Source organism: Xanthomonas hyacinthi (assembly GCF_009769165.1).
In the GTDB taxonomy this organism is placed as follows: domain Bacteria; phylum Pseudomonadota; class Gammaproteobacteria; order Xanthomonadales; family Xanthomonadaceae; genus Xanthomonas_A; species Xanthomonas_A hyacinthi.
The window spans coordinates 238670-252013 of record NZ_CP043476.1 but is presented as its reverse complement, the minus strand read 5'-3'; the positions used below and the strand labels follow the sequence as shown (position 1 = coordinate 252013).

Annotated in this window: 15 protein-coding genes; 3 read left to right on the top strand and 12 right to left on the bottom strand. The window is 66.7% G+C overall.

The features are described 5' to 3' along the window. Window positions 1-7: 7 nt before the first annotated feature. Entirely contained in the window at window positions 8-808 is an 801-nt protein-coding gene (locus FZ025_RS01175) for a Fic family protein (protein WP_158185508.1), read from the top strand. Between the two features lie 147 nt (window positions 809-955). On the opposite strand, the gene rnt is transcribed toward FZ025_RS01175, so the two are convergent. From rnt to FZ025_RS01115, 12 genes are all read right to left on the bottom strand, one after another. Continuing rightward, on the bottom strand, window positions 956-1600 hold the full coding sequence (rnt, locus tag FZ025_RS01170; RefSeq protein WP_104558863.1) for a ribonuclease T: 645 nt from the start codon (window positions 1598-1600) through the stop codon (window positions 956-958). A gap of 293 nt (window positions 1601-1893) precedes the next feature. After that, on the bottom strand, window positions 1894-2640 hold the full coding sequence (locus tag FZ025_RS01165; protein WP_104558864.1) for an HvfC family RiPP maturation protein: 747 nt from the start codon (window positions 2638-2640) through the stop codon (window positions 1894-1896). Continuing rightward, window positions 2633-3508: an HvfB family MNIO-type RiPP peptide maturase gene (locus FZ025_RS01160; protein ID WP_104558865.1), complete on the bottom strand. Its 876-nt coding sequence runs from the start codon at window positions 3506-3508 to the stop codon at window positions 2633-2635. The genes FZ025_RS01165 and FZ025_RS01160 overlap by 8 nt, the downstream gene beginning before the upstream one ends. Next, window positions 3495-3857 carry an HvfA family oxazolone/thioamide-modified RiPP metallophore gene (locus FZ025_RS01155; protein WP_104558866.1) on the bottom strand — a complete coding sequence of 121 codons (363 nt, stop codon included), beginning with the start codon at window positions 3855-3857 and terminating at the stop codon, window positions 3495-3497. The genes FZ025_RS01160 and FZ025_RS01155 overlap by 14 nt, the downstream gene beginning before the upstream one ends. Further along, window positions 3770-4150, bottom strand: a complete 381-nt coding sequence (locus FZ025_RS22810) for an RcnB family protein (protein WP_425509716.1) — start codon at window positions 4148-4150, stop codon at window positions 3770-3772. The genes FZ025_RS01155 and FZ025_RS22810 overlap by 88 nt, the downstream gene beginning before the upstream one ends. Window positions 4151-4261: 111 nt before the next feature. Beyond that, window positions 4262-4972: a phosphate signaling complex protein PhoU gene (gene phoU, locus FZ025_RS01145; protein WP_104558868.1), complete on the bottom strand. Its 711-nt coding sequence runs from the start codon at window positions 4970-4972 to the stop codon at window positions 4262-4264. 71 nt (window positions 4973-5043) lie between these two features. Next, window positions 5044-5871: a phosphate ABC transporter ATP-binding protein PstB gene (pstB, locus tag FZ025_RS01140; protein ID WP_104558885.1), complete on the bottom strand. Its 828-nt coding sequence runs from the start codon at window positions 5869-5871 to the stop codon at window positions 5044-5046. A gap of 19 nt (window positions 5872-5890) precedes the next feature. Beyond that, window positions 5891-6757, bottom strand: coding sequence for a phosphate ABC transporter permease PstA (gene pstA / locus FZ025_RS01135; RefSeq protein WP_104558869.1), 867 nt, complete (start codon window positions 6755-6757; stop codon window positions 5891-5893). After that, window positions 6757-7731, bottom strand: coding sequence for a phosphate ABC transporter permease subunit PstC (gene pstC, locus FZ025_RS01130; protein ID WP_104558870.1), 975 nt, complete (start codon window positions 7729-7731; stop codon window positions 6757-6759). The genes pstA and pstC overlap by 1 nt, the downstream gene beginning before the upstream one ends. Window positions 7732-7971: 240 nt before the next feature. Beyond that, window positions 7972-9069 (bottom strand): phosphate ABC transporter substrate-binding protein PstS, encoded by a 1098-nt coding sequence (gene pstS / locus FZ025_RS01125; protein WP_104558871.1) that lies wholly within the window; start codon window positions 9067-9069, stop codon window positions 7972-7974. Between the two features lie 404 nt (window positions 9070-9473). Next, entirely contained in the window at window positions 9474-10493 is a 1020-nt protein-coding gene (gene pstS / locus FZ025_RS01120) for a phosphate ABC transporter substrate-binding protein PstS (RefSeq protein WP_167523863.1), read from the bottom strand. 167 nt (window positions 10494-10660) lie between these two features. Continuing rightward, complete coding sequence (locus tag FZ025_RS01115; RefSeq protein WP_104558873.1) at window positions 10661-11911, bottom strand: OprO/OprP family phosphate-selective porin; 1251 nt, start codon at window positions 11909-11911, stop codon at window positions 10661-10663. Between the two features lie 289 nt (window positions 11912-12200). Between FZ025_RS01115 and FZ025_RS01110 the strand changes: the two genes are divergently transcribed. Further along, window positions 12201-12533: a hypothetical protein gene (locus FZ025_RS01110; protein ID WP_104558874.1), complete on the top strand. Its 333-nt coding sequence runs from the start codon at window positions 12201-12203 to the stop codon at window positions 12531-12533. A 114-nt stretch (window positions 12534-12647) separates the two neighbouring features. Further along, entirely contained in the window at window positions 12648-13337 is a 690-nt protein-coding gene (locus FZ025_RS01105) for a carbonic anhydrase (RefSeq protein WP_104558875.1), read from the top strand. Window positions 13338-13344: the final 7 nt, after the last annotated feature.

Below are 13344 nucleotides of genomic sequence, written 5' to 3'. Positions count from 1 at the left end.
AATCTTCATGCTTCCAGCATATACGGATATTAAAAAGCCCGACCTAGATCAGCTTTGCGAGATTTTCTATCAAGATTGCCTTGAGGCTGATTATGAATTAAGTCTCATAAAAAACTCGTCGATGACCCCCTGGTTTGAAGTTCCTCCTTTGGCAAGTAATGATTTCAATTTAAAATATGGCTTGAGTGGCGCTAGCCTTTTTATTGACGACATCGCTCGTCTCCCAGATCCACTGGCAGTTAAAATCACGAACATAGAAAGTGAAGCCTTCGAGGGCGAGCTATTTTTAGCTAATTGCCAGATAATCAGAAAATCGATTGGGTGTCGTATTAGCGAATTTAGATTATTGCTCAATAGTGTCACGGGGAATATCTCGGGGGAGAGTATGGATATTCGTGATGGATATGCACGTACTTCGCCCGATGAACACGGGCGAGTTTTTACTTATTTATGTCCCACAAAAATCGAAGACGAGCTGTCAACAGCTTATGAGTTGCTGTTAAAGCATCCTCCTTCACTAATTGGTGCGGCAATAGCTTTCACTTACTTGGTAGCGTTGCACCCATATCGCGATTTTAACGGCCGGCTTTCTCGTTTGGTTGCAAATTCCTTGATCGCCCCGGCCTGCGTTTCATCGCCCCATGTATATGTTCAAATTAAAAGAATACAGTTAATGTCCGGTAATTTTTTCTCAGTTCACGTAAGAAGAGCCTCTCTTCTTGGGGACTGGCTGCCCATAATAAAGACTTTTCGATCTTCGATTAAAATTTTCTTTCTGATCAGCAAGGGAGGAGAAAGCCACGCGTAAGCTTAATAGTCGCACACTATTGACTACAGCCATTCTCATTAAGCGCTGCTGGCATAACTACGCAAGGCTGGCTGGATCGTACCGGCTAACTTGGGCGCGGCCCGATAAAAGTTACGGTAGGGCTGCTTCCAGGACATACAAGAACCTTCAACCGATCTGCGGCGCCGGCCAGGCGTTGGCGATCTTGCAGAACAGGCGGGCGGTCTGCTCGGTGTCGTAGACGGCGCTGTGCGCGTCGGCGGCGTTCCAGTCGAAGCCGGCGGCCTGCACGGCGCGCGCCAGCACGGTCTGGCCGTAGGCGATGCCGGCCAGGGTCACGGTGTCGAACACGCTGAAGGGGTGGAACGGGTTGCGCTTGTGGCCGCAGCGGGCCACGGTGGCGTTGAGGAAGTTCAGGTCGAAGTGGGCGTTGTGGCCGACCAAGATCGCGCGCTGGCAGCCGTACTTCTTCACCGCCGCGCGCACCGGGGTGAACACGTGGTCCAGCGCCTCGCGCTCGGGCTTGGCGAAGCGGAACGGGTGGTCGAGGATGATGCCGGTGACTTCCAGCGACTTCGGGTCGATGGCGGTACCGGGGGCCGGCACCACGTGCGCGCCGGTGGTGGCGCCGGGATACAGCTGGCCGGTCTCGTCCATCTCGATCGGCACCACAGCGATCTCCAGCAGCGCGTGCCGGTTCCAGTCGAACCCGCCGGTCTCCACGTCCACCACCACCGGCAGATAGCCACGGAATCGCCGCGACATGGGGGTGACCGCAAGGGGCTGGGACGGGTTGTCGACGCGATCATTCATCCGGCAAGGGTAGCAGAGCGCGGCTAAACGCCCGCCGCAGTGGTGCTTGCGCAAGCCTGGCGAAGGCAAATCAATGGGGCAACGCAGGCGCCGCAGAGCGGCAGTACGGATTTGCGCAGATCGACGGGGCGACATTCCAGTCGCGCATCTACAGTCGGCGACATGGTGTGGGAGCGACTTCAGTCGCGACGGGCTTTTACCGGTAATGCCTGTCGCGACTGAAGTCGCTCCCACAAGTGGCCATGATCCGGTGGATCGAAATGCCACGGTGCTCGCTGATTGCGCGGCGCGCCTCAGGCGAGCAGGCAGGTGCCGAGCACGCTGCCTTGTTCGCGCAGGCGCGCAAGCAGCGCAGTGCCGTCGTGCAGCAGTACGCCCGGGTCCTGGCCGTGCTCGGCGGCCAGGTGCAGCAGCAGCGCGCGCCCGCTGTGCTCGCCGTCGCGCAGCCGCTCGACCAGTGCATGGGCCAGCGGCGCCAGTTCGGCGAAGTGCACCTGGCCGTCGGCATCGCGCCGCGCCAGCAGGCAGGTCGGCTGTGCGGGCGCTGCGCTCGGCTGCCAGGCCGGGCCGATGCGCTGCACCGGCCAGCGATAGCGCAGCAGGCGCAGCCACGGCGATAGCTGCGGAATGCCTGCGAGCAGGTCGCCGTGCGGGTCGTGCGGCGGTAGCGGTGCGTCGTCGATCTGCACCTCCAGCTCGACCGTCTCGTAGTGCGCCAGCTCCGCCAGCCACGGCCGCTGCGCATCCGCGCGGTGTTGCTGCAGGAAGCTTACGAACTCGCCACCGACACGCGGGAACAGCGGCGTGCGGGCGCGGTGTTCGGCGCAGAAGGCGCGCAGCAATGCGTGCCATGCCTCCCCGTCGAGGGTGGCGTGCAGCACCGGGAAGTGCGAGGCGAGCAGTTGCGCGATGTTGTCGAAGAACAACGCGCGGTACACCGCCAGGCGCCGCGGTTCGATGTCCGGCGGCGGCGCGTGCCGCTGCGGGTCGCGCAGGTGCAGGGCCAGCGCGAACTGCTGCGCGTGCAGCGATTCAGCCATGCGCTACCCGTGCCGCCTGGAACGGCACGGCCTGCGCCTGCGCGTCGCGGATGCGTTGCACCTCGTGCAGCAGGTCGGGCAGCGGCGGGAACTGGCTGTCGCGCTCCAGCAGGGTCGGGCGCACGCCGTGCAGGCGGTAGGCGGCGTCGAGCAGATCCCAGACATCGGCCGCCACCGCCGCGCCATGGGTATCGATCTTCAGCGCGCTGGCGGCGTCGTCGCGATGCCCGGCGATGTGGTACGAGGCGATGCGTGCGCCGGGCATCGCTGCGAGGAAGGCGAGGGCGTCGTAGCCATGGTTGGCGGCGTTGACGCAGACGTTGTTGACGTCCAGCAGCAGGTCGCAATCGGCTTCGGCCAGCACCGCGACGACGAACTGCGCTTCGCTCAGCGCCTGGCCCGGCGCGGCGTAGTAGGACACGTTCTCCACCGCGATGCGCCGGCCCAGCGCATCCTGCGCCTGGGCGATGCGCGCGCCGGCATGGCGCACCGCTTCGTCGGTGAACGGCAGCGGCAGCAGTTCGTAGAGCTGGCCGTCGTCGGCGCTGTAGCTCAGGTGTTCGCTGTACAGCGCGACCTTGTGCCGATCCAGGAATTGCCGGGTCTGCTGCAGCAGTTCCGTGTCCAATGGCGCCACGCCGCCGAGCGACAGCGACAGGCCATGGCAGCTCAGCGGATGGCGCGCGCACAGCGTGTCCAGCATCGCGCCCAGGCGGCCGCCGACGCCGATCCAGTTGTCCGGCGCGCATTCCAGGAAATCGAACGCCGCCGGCGGCGCCTGCAGCAGCTCCGGCAGCAGGCCGCGGCGCAGGCCGAGTCCGGCGCTCGCCGCAGGCAGCAGGCGCGGCGCGGAATCAGCCGCCGCCACTGCACTTGCCCTCGCCGCACTTGCCTTCGGCCATCGCCTTGTCGTCGTGCGCAGCGGCGCTGGCGTGCGTGTCGGTCTGGGCCTTGGCTGTGTCCTGCGCATGCGCGCCGCACTTGCCCTCGGCGTTCTTGGCGTTGCCCGCGTCTGCCTGCTTGGTCTCGGGCTTGGCTTGCGCCTGCGCCGGCGCCGGCGTGGCGGCGGTGCTTGCGCTCTGCGGCGCCGCGGCCTGTGCGCCGAGCGCGTAGCCCTGGGCCAGGTCGGTCATCGCCAGCGCGGAGGCAGACAGGCCCAACCCGCCGAGCAGGACGGCGCCGGCGAGGGCGGTGGACGGGCGCGATGGGATGGACATGCGGATTCTCTCCAGGCAGGTGGACAGGGTGCCGGCGTCGCCACGCCGGCCGTGTCCGCCAAGCGTACCCGCTGCCGCCGTGCGCCGCATGCGGCGCTGCGCCGTCCGCCAACGAGAAGGCCCCGCCGAAGCGGGGCCTGGTGATAGCCGCATGCGCGGCGGCGGCGGCTGTTGGCGATGACGCCGCTGATGACGCCGGTGGCGTCGGCGATCGGCACGTACTGGTTGTCGACCCGGCGCCACTCGTGGCCACGCGGCGGCGCCTTCAGGCCGCGCTTGCGGTGGTCGGGCACGCGATCGCCAGCCGATGAACAGGCGATCGAATTTCCGGGGGATTCGGTGGCTTGCACGTGTCGATAGGTGTCGCCACGTATCGACCGTGTCGAGGCCGCGTGAATCCGGACTCAGATGCCCGAGGTGGTGCTGGTTTCGTCGCGCTTGTCGCGCGGCGGCAGCGGCTGGTCGCCATGCACCAGGAACCACACGTTCTCGGCGATGTTGGTGGCGTGGTCGCCGATCCGCTCCAGGTTCTTGGCCATGAACAGCAGGTGCGTGCACGGGGTGATGTTGCGCGGATCCTCCATCATGTAGGTCAGCAGTTCGCGGAACAGCGCGGTGTACTGCGCGTCCAGCAGCGCATCGCCCTGGCGCACCCGCAGTGCGGCGTCGGCGTCGTTGCTCTGGTAGGCGCGCAGCGCTTCGCGCACCTGCTGCGCGGCCAGCTTGCCGAGCTGGCGCAGGCCCAGCGTCTGCGGCATCGGCGGCGAGGTGTTCAGCGCGATCGAGCGCTTGGCCACGTTCGCCGCGTAGTCGCCGATGCGCTCGATGTCGGCCGGGATGCGCAGGCCGGCCAGGATCTCGCGCAGGTCGCGCGCCATCGGACCACGCAGCGCCAGCCGCATCACGTCGCCGCTGATCGCATGCTCGAGCGCGTCGATCGCCTCGTCGTTGACGACGATGCGCAGCGCGGCGTTGTCGTCGCGGCGCTCGACCACGTCCAGGGCCGCTTCCAGCTGCGCCACCGCGGTCTCGCCCATGCGCACGATTTCGGCGGCGATGCGGTGCTGTTCTTCGTCGTAGCTCTTCACGATGTGCTCGTTCGGCTGGGTGTTCATGTCGTAGGTCCGTTGGATTCGTTAGTGTCGCCGCGGCCGTCCTGGCGTCGCGGGGCTGGCGTCGGAGCGTCTTAGCCGAAGCGGCCGGTGATGTAGTCTTCGGTCTGCTGCTTGCTGGGCTGCGAGAAGATGATCTCGGTGCGGTCGTGTTCGATCAGGTCGCCCAGGTACATGAAGGCGGTGTAGTCGGACACGCGCGCGGCCTGCTGCATGTTGTGGGTGACGATGACGATGGTGTAGTCGGTCTTCAACTCTTCGACCAGCTGCTCGATGCGGCTGGTGGAGATCGGATCCAGCGCCGAGGTCGGCTCGTCGAGCAGCAGCACGTCCGGGCGCAAGGCCACCGCGCGGGCGATGCACAGGCGCTGCTGCTGGCCGCCGGACAGGCCCAGCGCGCTCTGCCCGAGCTTGTCCTTGACCTCGTCCCACAGCGCGCCCTGGCGCAGCGCGTGTTCGACGCGATCGGTCATGTCCGCCTTGGACAGCTTCTCGTGGTGGCGGATGCCGTAGGCGACGTTCTCGAAGATGGTCATCGGGAACGGCACCGGCTTCTGGAACACCATGCCGACCTTGCTGCGCAGGCGGTTCATCGGGTACTTCGGCGACAGGATGTTCTCGCCGTCCAGCAGCACCTCGCCGCGCGCCTCCAGCTTCGGATACAGCGCATAGATGCGGTTGAAGATGCGCAGCAGGGTCGATTTGCCGCAGCCGGACGGGCCGATCAGCGCGGTGACGCGCTTTTCCGGCACCTCGATGTTGATGCCCTTCAGCGCGTGGTACTTGTCGTAATAGAAGTCCAGGCCGCGCGCGGCCACCTTGACCGGCGATGGCGCCAGCGCGGTGTGTCCGGCGGGCATGGCGATGCGGTGCATCGGTGCGGTGTTGTGGTGATCGTTCATGGCCGGTTCCATAGGGGAATCAATCGTTGGAAGTCTTGTAGCGGCGCAGCAGGCCGCGCGCGCCGAGGCTGACCAGCAGCACGAACACGGTGAGCACCAGTGCGCCGGACCAGGCCAGCTGCTGCCAGCTCGGGTAGGGGCTGCCGGCGAAGGAGTTCATCACCACCGGCACGCTCGCCATCGGCTGCATGACGTTGTTGTTCCAGTACTGGTTGCCGAATGCGGTGAACAGCAGCGGCGCGGTCTCGCCGCTGATCCGCGCCAGCGCCAGCAGCACGCCGGTGACGATGCCGGCCGAGGCGCTGCGGTACAGCACCTGCACCGTCACCTTCCACTGCGGGATGCCCAGCGACAGCGCCGCTTCGCGCATCTGCGAGGGTACCAGGCGCAGCATTTCGTCGGTGGTGCGCACCACCACCGGCAGCACGATGAAGGCCAGCGACAGCGCGCCGGCCATCGCCGAGAAGCGCCCGCCGGTCTGCATCACGTACAGCGTGTACACGAACAGGCCGAGCACGATCGACGGCGCCGACAACAGGATGTCGTTGACGAAGCGCACCACCTGGCCGGTCTTGCGCGCATTGCCGTATTCGGCCAGCCAGGTGCCGGCCGCCACGCCCAGCGGGGTGCCGATCAGCAGCGCCAGGCCGCACATCACCGCGCTGCCGAAGAACGCGTTGGCCAGGCCGCCTTCTTCGCCCGGCGGCGGGGTCATGCGGGTGAACAGATCGACGTCGATGCCGGCGATGCCCTTGGACAGCAGGGTCCACAGGATCCAGCCCAGGAAGGCCAGCCCGAACAGCGCGGTGAGGCAGGACAGCAGCAGCGCGAACACGTTGACCACGCGGCGGCGGTTGTACAGACGGTCTGCGATGTCGGCGGCCATCAGTTGCCCTCCCGGCGCGACAGTTGCTGCAGCATCAGGCGCGCGATCGCCAGCACGATGAAGGTCACGATGAACAGCACGAAGCCCAGCAGCAGCAGCGCCGAGCGGTAGGTTTCGGTGGCCTCGCCGAAATCGTTGGCGATCAGCGCGGCGATGGTGGTGCCCGGTTCCAGCAGCGACGGCGACAGCCGCACCGTGTTGCCGACCACGAACGCCACCGCCATGGTCTCGCCGAGCGCGCGGCCCAGGCCCAGGAAGATGCCGCCGATCACCGCCGAGCGGGTGTAGGGCAGCACGATGTCCCAGCTCACTTCCCACTTGGTCGAACCCAGCGCGTAGGCCGATTCCTTCAGCCGCGTCGGCACGGTCAGGAACACTTCGCGCATCACCGAGGAGATGAACGGGATCACCATGATCGCCAGCACGAAGCCGGCGGTGAGCAGGCCGATGCCCAGCGGCGGGCCCTGGAACATCGGCCCGATCAGCGGCAGCGTGCCGATGTGGTCGTTGAGCCACGGGGTGCCGTATTCGGTCATCACCGGCACCAGCACGAACAGGCCCCACATGCCGTAGATGATCGACGGGATGCCGGCCAGCAGTTCGATGGCGGTGCCGATCGGGCCGCGCAGCCAGCGTGGCGACACTTCGGTGAGGAAGAACGCGATGCCGTAGCTCACCGGGACCGCGATCAGCATCGCGATCAGTGCGGTGACCAGGGTGCCGTAGATCGGCGCCAGCGCGCCGTACTTGTTCTCGACCGGGTTCCATTCGCTGGAGTAGAAGAAACTCAGGCCCTGCATCTGCAGGGCATGGCGGCCGCCCCACAGCATCGACAGCGCCGCGCTGGCCAGGGCGATGAGGACGAAGACGACGGTGGCGGTGAGCGTCCAGCGGAACAGACGGTCGGCACGGGCGTCGCGCAGGTCGCGTCCGCGGGGGGCCGATATCGCTTCGGGAATGACGGTGGCGTTCATGGGCTCGGTGTTTGCCGGAGCGCGCAGTGGCGCGGTCCGATCATGGCCGCGGCGGGGGTGGCCGCGCGCGGTGGGTGGCTGCGTCGCTCCCGCGCGAGCGGGAACCCGAAAGTCCGGACTACGTCGTACCGATGCGGCGCCCGGCGCTGCCTGCAGCAGCGTCGGGCGCGATTCATATGCGCGGTGCGTCCCGCCTCCGCGCACATGCTTCCGCCAGCGAGGGCGGAAGCCTGCTTGCGCTTACTTGAATTCCTTGGCCCAGTACGCCTCGATCTGCTGCACCAGCGCCGGCGGCAGCGGCACGTAGTGCAGCTCGTTGGCCTGCGGCTGGCCCTTCTCGAACGCCCACTTGAAGAACTCCAGGGTCGCCTTGCTGCGCGCCGCATCCTTGGGCTGCTTGTGCATCAGCATGAAGTTGGTGGCGGTGATCGGCCACGCCTGCGCGCCGGCGGCGTTGGTGATGACCAGGTTGAAGTCCTTGGCGTTGGCCCAGTCGGCCGACGCGGCGGCCGCGGCGAAGCTGTCGGCGTTGGGCTGCACCCAGTTGCCGGCCGCATTCTGCAGCGAGGCGTACGGCATCTTGTTCTGCAGCGCATAGGCCAGTTCGACGTAGCCGATCGAGCCCTTGATCTGCTGCACGTACGAGGCCACGCCTTCGTTGCCCTTGCCGCCGACGCCGCCCGGCCACTGTACCGAGGTGCCTTCGCCGACCTTGCTCTTCCACTCCGGGCTGACCTTGGACAGGTAGTTGGTGAAGTTGAAGCTGGTGCCCGAGCCGTCGGAGCGGTGCACCAGGTTGATCTTGGTGCTGGGCAGGGGGGTGCCGGGGTTCAGCGCGGCGATCGCCGGATCGTTCCAGGTGCTGACCTTGCCGAGGAAGATGTCGGCCAGCACCGCGCCGGTCAGCTTCAGCTTGCCCGCTTCCATGCCGTCCAGGTTGACCACCGGCACTACCCCCCCAATCGCGGAGGGGAACTGGCCGAGGCCGGCGGCAGCCAGTTCGGCGCTGTCCAGCGGCTTGTCGGAGGAACCGAAATCGACGGTGCCGGCCTTGATCTGGGCGATGCCGCCGCCGGAGCCGATCGACTGGTAGTTGATCTTGTTGCCGGTGGCGGTGTGGTAGTCGGCCGACCACTTGGACACCAGCGGATAGATGAAGGACGCGCCGGCGCCGGAAATCTCCGCGGCGCTCTTGGCGCCATCGGCCGGGGCGGCTGCGGGCGCAGCACCTGCCGCATCGGCGGCACCCTGCTTGTCGCGATTGCCCGGCTGGCAGGCAGTGACGGCGAAGACGAGGGCCAGGGACAGGACGGCAAAGCGTGCCGGCTGCAGTTTCATGGGGTCACTCCGTAGCGAAGAGGGCCGGACGATCCGGCGGATGCTCGCTATGAAATGATGTTTTTGTTACAGCCTCATGACGCGGCTGCCCATGCGTGAAATTGGTCAAGGAAAACAGCCGCTTCGCCCCCCTCTCCCAGCGGGAGCGGGGCCGGGGGTGAGGGTAGGGGGCGGAGCCTCGCGCGGATGGGCGGAATCGCTGCGCTCGTGCTCGCCTCCTGCGGTATCCGGGCGGCTCTTGTACGCCCTGCGACATTCGGCACCGCTCCGCGTCCCCATCAGGCATCGCTTCACGCCTACCCTCATCGGCCCTGCGGGCACTTTCTCCCAAAGGGAGAAGGAAAAAACGCGGGCCCGGTGAGGGGCCCGCGTTCGGGTAGCGATCGGCGGAGAGAGAACGCCGATCAATACTTCAGGTTGGCGCTCCAGTAGGCGTCGATCTGCTTGACCAGCGCGTCCGGCAGCGGCACGTAGTCCAGCTGCTTGGCCTGGGCGTCGCCGTTGGCGTAGACCCACTTGAAGAAGTCCTTGGTGGCCTTGGCGCTGGCCGGGTTCTTCGGCTGCTTGTGGACCAGGATGAAGTTGGTCGCGGTGATCGGCCACGACGCTTCGCCCGGGGCGTTGGTCATCACCAGGTAGAAGTCCTTGGCGTTGGCCCAGTCGGCGCTGGCGGCAGCGGCGGCGAAGCTCTCGTCGCTGGGCTGCACGAACTTGCCGGCGGCGTTCTTCATCGCGGTGTAGGACATCTTGTTCTGCAGCGCGTAGGACAGCTCGACGTAGCCGATGCCGCCCTTGATCTGCTTGACGTAGGCGGCGACGCCTTCGTTGCCCTTGCCGCCGATGCCGGCCGGCCACTGCACCGCAGTGCCTTCGCCGACCTTGCTCTTCCAGTCCGGGTTGACCTTGGACAGGTAGTTGGTGAAGTTGAAGCTGGTGCCCGAGCCGTCGGAGCGATGCACCACGGTGATCTTGGCGTCGGGCAGCGTCGCGCCCGGGTTCAGGGCCACGATCGCCGGGTCGTTCCAGGTCTTGACCTTGCCCAGGAAGATGTCGGCCAGGGTCTTGCCGTCCAGCTTCAGCGCGCCCGGGGCGATGCCCTGCACGTTGACCACCGGCACCACGCCGCCGATCACCGACGGGAACTGGGCCAGGCCGGACGCGGCCAGGTCGTCCGGCTTGAGCGGCGCATCGGAGGAGCCGAAGTCGACCGTGGCCGCCTTGATCTGGGCGATGCCGCCGCCGGAACCGATCGACTGATAGTTGACCTTCTTGCCGGTGGCGGTGTTGTAGTCGGCCGACCACTTGGACATGACCGGGTAGATGAACGAGGCGCCCGCGCCGGTGACATCGGCGGCGTTGGCGGCGAACACGAACGACGCGGTGACGGCGGCGGCCAGGACGCGGGATTTGAGCGAGAGAATCACGGAGGAAGCTCCTGAAGGGTGGTATGCGGGGCGCCGCAAGCGGTCATTGCATAACCGTTCGATGACGGTGCCGGGACTGGTAGATGACGGAAACATGGCGCTGCGATGGAGCGATGGCGGCGAGGCAGCGCGCCGCGTTCGCCGCGCACTGCACCGGGCTGCGGCGCTTACCAGTAGAACTGCGCGCGCGCCTCGAGGATGTTCGGCTTGTCGCTGACGTTGCCGCGGGTGGCGCTGCTGTACCTGCTGCTGTCCACCATCACGTAGTTCAGCGCCAGCTTGAAGTTGGAGCGCCAGTACCAGTTGGCGCCGACCGTCCAGGTGCTCATCTTGCCGCCGAGCACGCCATCGACCAGCGGCGCGCCGGTCGGACGCGCGATCAGGTCGCCGTCGTTCAGGTCGATGCTGTCGTAGCGCACGCCCAGCTGCCACATGCCGCTGGCCGGCTCGTTCGGCAGTGGGGTGGTCGGCACGCCGGCCTTGTAGCCCCAGGTCTCGCCGGTGACGTTCCACACGCCGCTGAGGTACCAGCCGTCGTTGCTGTAGTTGTCGCTTGCGCCGTAGCGCTCGACCTTGGCGTTGTAGTACTCGCCCTGGGCCTTGAACGGGCCGGTGACCCACATCGCTTCGCCGCCGATCACGCCGATGCGGTCGGTGTTGGTCAGGTTGCCGCTGTCCACCAGACGCACCGAGGCCAGGTCCGCGTCCGGACGTGCGCGCAGGCGCAGCGTGTCGGCGTCGGTGTCGTAATTCACGTAGCTCAGGCCGAAGTGCAGGATGTTGCCCGACGCGTTGATCGGCGCGAAGGTGCCGCGCGCGCCGTAGCCGCTGCCGTGCGCCAGGTTGCGGCTCAGCTCGCGGCCGAACACGCTGCCGACCACGCTCCAGTTGTTGTCGCCGAAGCCGACCGCGCCGCCGAGGCGGCGCGACACCGCGTAGGTGTTGGTGACCGAGGCCTTGGAGATGAAGTCGTTGTTCTTGGTGCTGGACAGTTCTTCCAGGCTGTTGGGCTGCTTGTACTGGCCGAGCTGCAGGAAGTTGTTGGCGTTGCCGCCGAACTTGTACTTGATGTTGGTGTCCAGGAACTTGCCGGTGCTGCGCACGGTGGTGCCGTTGTTGGCCGACTCGCGCAGGGTGCTGGCGTCGTAGCCCAGGACCCACTCGACGTTGCCCGGGCCCTTGCCCTTGGCGACCAGCTCGGCGCGGCGGATGCCGAACTCGGAATTCTTGCCGTTGTTGCCGGTGGTGCCGTTGAGGTCCTGGACGTCGTTGTCGTACCAGTTGCCGTCGGCCTGGAGCAGGCCTTCGAAGGAAATTTCCGAACCGCCGATCACGTCGATGGCGATTTCGGCGTGCGCGGCCGGCGCGAACATCGCAGTGAGCACGGCTGCCGAGAGGAGAGTGCGAGACAGTTTCATGGGTTGCCTGGGCGGTGGGAAGATGCGCGCAGGCTAATATGTGAAGATTGCGTAAATGTGACACTTGGCGCACACCCGGCGTGCACGCCGGTGCGCGCCAACGCGTCTTTTGCGCCATTGGACGCGCGGCATGTTGCGGTCCGATGGCGCGCAGATGAAACGCCGCCTGCCGTTGTCGCGCACGACGGGCATCACAAAGCGCGGCATCGTCTCGCCATCGCGCCATCGATTGGTTCTTCTGTGCGCTGCACCACTTGTCGGCGCCGGGCACGCTGGGTAGCGTGGGGCCATGAACTCGCATGCCTGCAATCGGATGCCGACGCTCGCCGCACTGCTGCTGATCGCGCTGCTGGCGCTGATCCCGTCGCTGCCCTCGACACCGGCGCCGCTGCCGCCGGCGCTGGCCGACATCGGCCTGGTGGCGGCGCCGGAGGTGCCGGCGGCGGACGCGCAGGTCGAATCGCGCAGCAGTGCCGATCAGCTCGGGCACGACGACACGGCGGTGTTGCCGACAGCGTCGCCATGGCGGCCGGTGCGCATAGCGGCCAGCTGGCCCCAGCCGGCCGCGTGGCACGGTTCAGGCACCCATCCACGGCCGCGATTGCGACCTCCCAGCGCCTGAACTGCCGGATCCGAGTTCGCTTGGCCGACGGCGTGGCCCGCGCGTTGCGTCCCCGTTCCCCCGTTCTGCGGCGTCCGCCGCGGCGACGCCTTTCCCTTGTCCCGAGGTCCCCCCATGGAAAGTCTGCTCGATGGTTTCCGCCACTTCCGCAAAGAGGTCTACCCGCGCCAGCGCAGCCTGTTCCGGCAACTGGCCGGCGGCCAGACCCCGCATACACTGTTCATCACCTGCGCCGATTCGCGGGTGATGCCGGAACTGATGTTCGCCGCGCAGCCGGGCGAACTGTTCGTCTACCGCAATATCGGCAACGTGGTGCCGCCGTACTCGCAGCATGTCAGCGGCGTGGTCGCGGCGATCGAGTATGCGGTGGCGGTGCTGCAGGTGAAGCACATCGTGGTCTGCGGGCATACCGACTGCGGCGCGATGAAGGCGGTGCTCGATCCCGACGCGCTGCGCGAGGTGCCGAATGTGGCCGCCTGGCTCAAGCACACCGACAGCGCGCGCCAGGTCGCCGCGCAGCACGATCACGCCGGGCACCCGGAGGACGCGCTGCACTGTCTGACCGAGGAGAACGTGCTGTCGCAGCTGGACCACCTGCGCACGCAGCCGGTGGTGGCGGCGCGGCTGGCGCGCGGCGCGCTGCGTATCCATGGCTGGATCTACGACATCGCCCACGGCGAGATCCGCGCCTTCGACGCCGAGCACGGCCGCTTCGCGCCGCTGCTGCCGGAAGAGGGCAAGCGCGCTCCCGAAGCCACCCCGCGGCCGCGCCTGGCACCGGTCCTGCGCAACGTCGCGGTCTGAAGGAGCC

Coding starts and splice junctions, on each gene's coding strand:
- FZ025_RS01115 (WP_104558873.1), bottom strand. CDS start 11,911: ATGAAACTGTCTCGCACTCTCCTCTCGGCAGCCGTGCTCACTGCGATG.
- rnt (WP_104558863.1), bottom strand. CDS start 1,600: ATGAATGATCGCGTCGACAACCCGTCCCAGCCCCTTGCGGTCACCCCC.
- pstB (WP_104558885.1), bottom strand. CDS start 5,871: ATGAACGATCACCACAACACCGCACCGATGCACCGCATCGCCATGCCC.
- pstA (WP_104558869.1), bottom strand. CDS start 6,757: ATGGCCGCCGACATCGCAGACCGTCTGTACAACCGCCGCCGCGTGGTC.
- phoU (WP_104558868.1), bottom strand. CDS start 4,972: ATGAACACCCAGCCGAACGAGCACATCGTGAAGAGCTACGACGAAGAA.
- pstS (WP_104558871.1), bottom strand. CDS start 9,069: ATGAAACTGCAGCCGGCACGCTTTGCCGTCCTGTCCCTGGCCCTCGTC.
- FZ025_RS01105 (WP_104558875.1), top strand. CDS start 12,648: ATGGAAAGTCTGCTCGATGGTTTCCGCCACTTCCGCAAAGAGGTCTAC.
- FZ025_RS01165 (WP_104558864.1), bottom strand. CDS start 2,640: ATGGCTGAATCGCTGCACGCGCAGCAGTTCGCGCTGGCCCTGCACCTG.
- pstC (WP_104558870.1), bottom strand. CDS start 7,731: ATGAACGCCACCGTCATTCCCGAAGCGATATCGGCCCCCCGCGGACGC.
- FZ025_RS01155 (WP_104558866.1), bottom strand. CDS start 3,857: ATGTCCATCCCATCGCGCCCGTCCACCGCCCTCGCCGGCGCCGTCCTG.
- FZ025_RS01110 (WP_104558874.1), top strand. CDS start 12,201: ATGAACTCGCATGCCTGCAATCGGATGCCGACGCTCGCCGCACTGCTG.
- FZ025_RS01175 (WP_158185508.1), top strand. CDS start 8: ATGCTTCCAGCATATACGGATATTAAAAAGCCCGACCTAGATCAGCTT.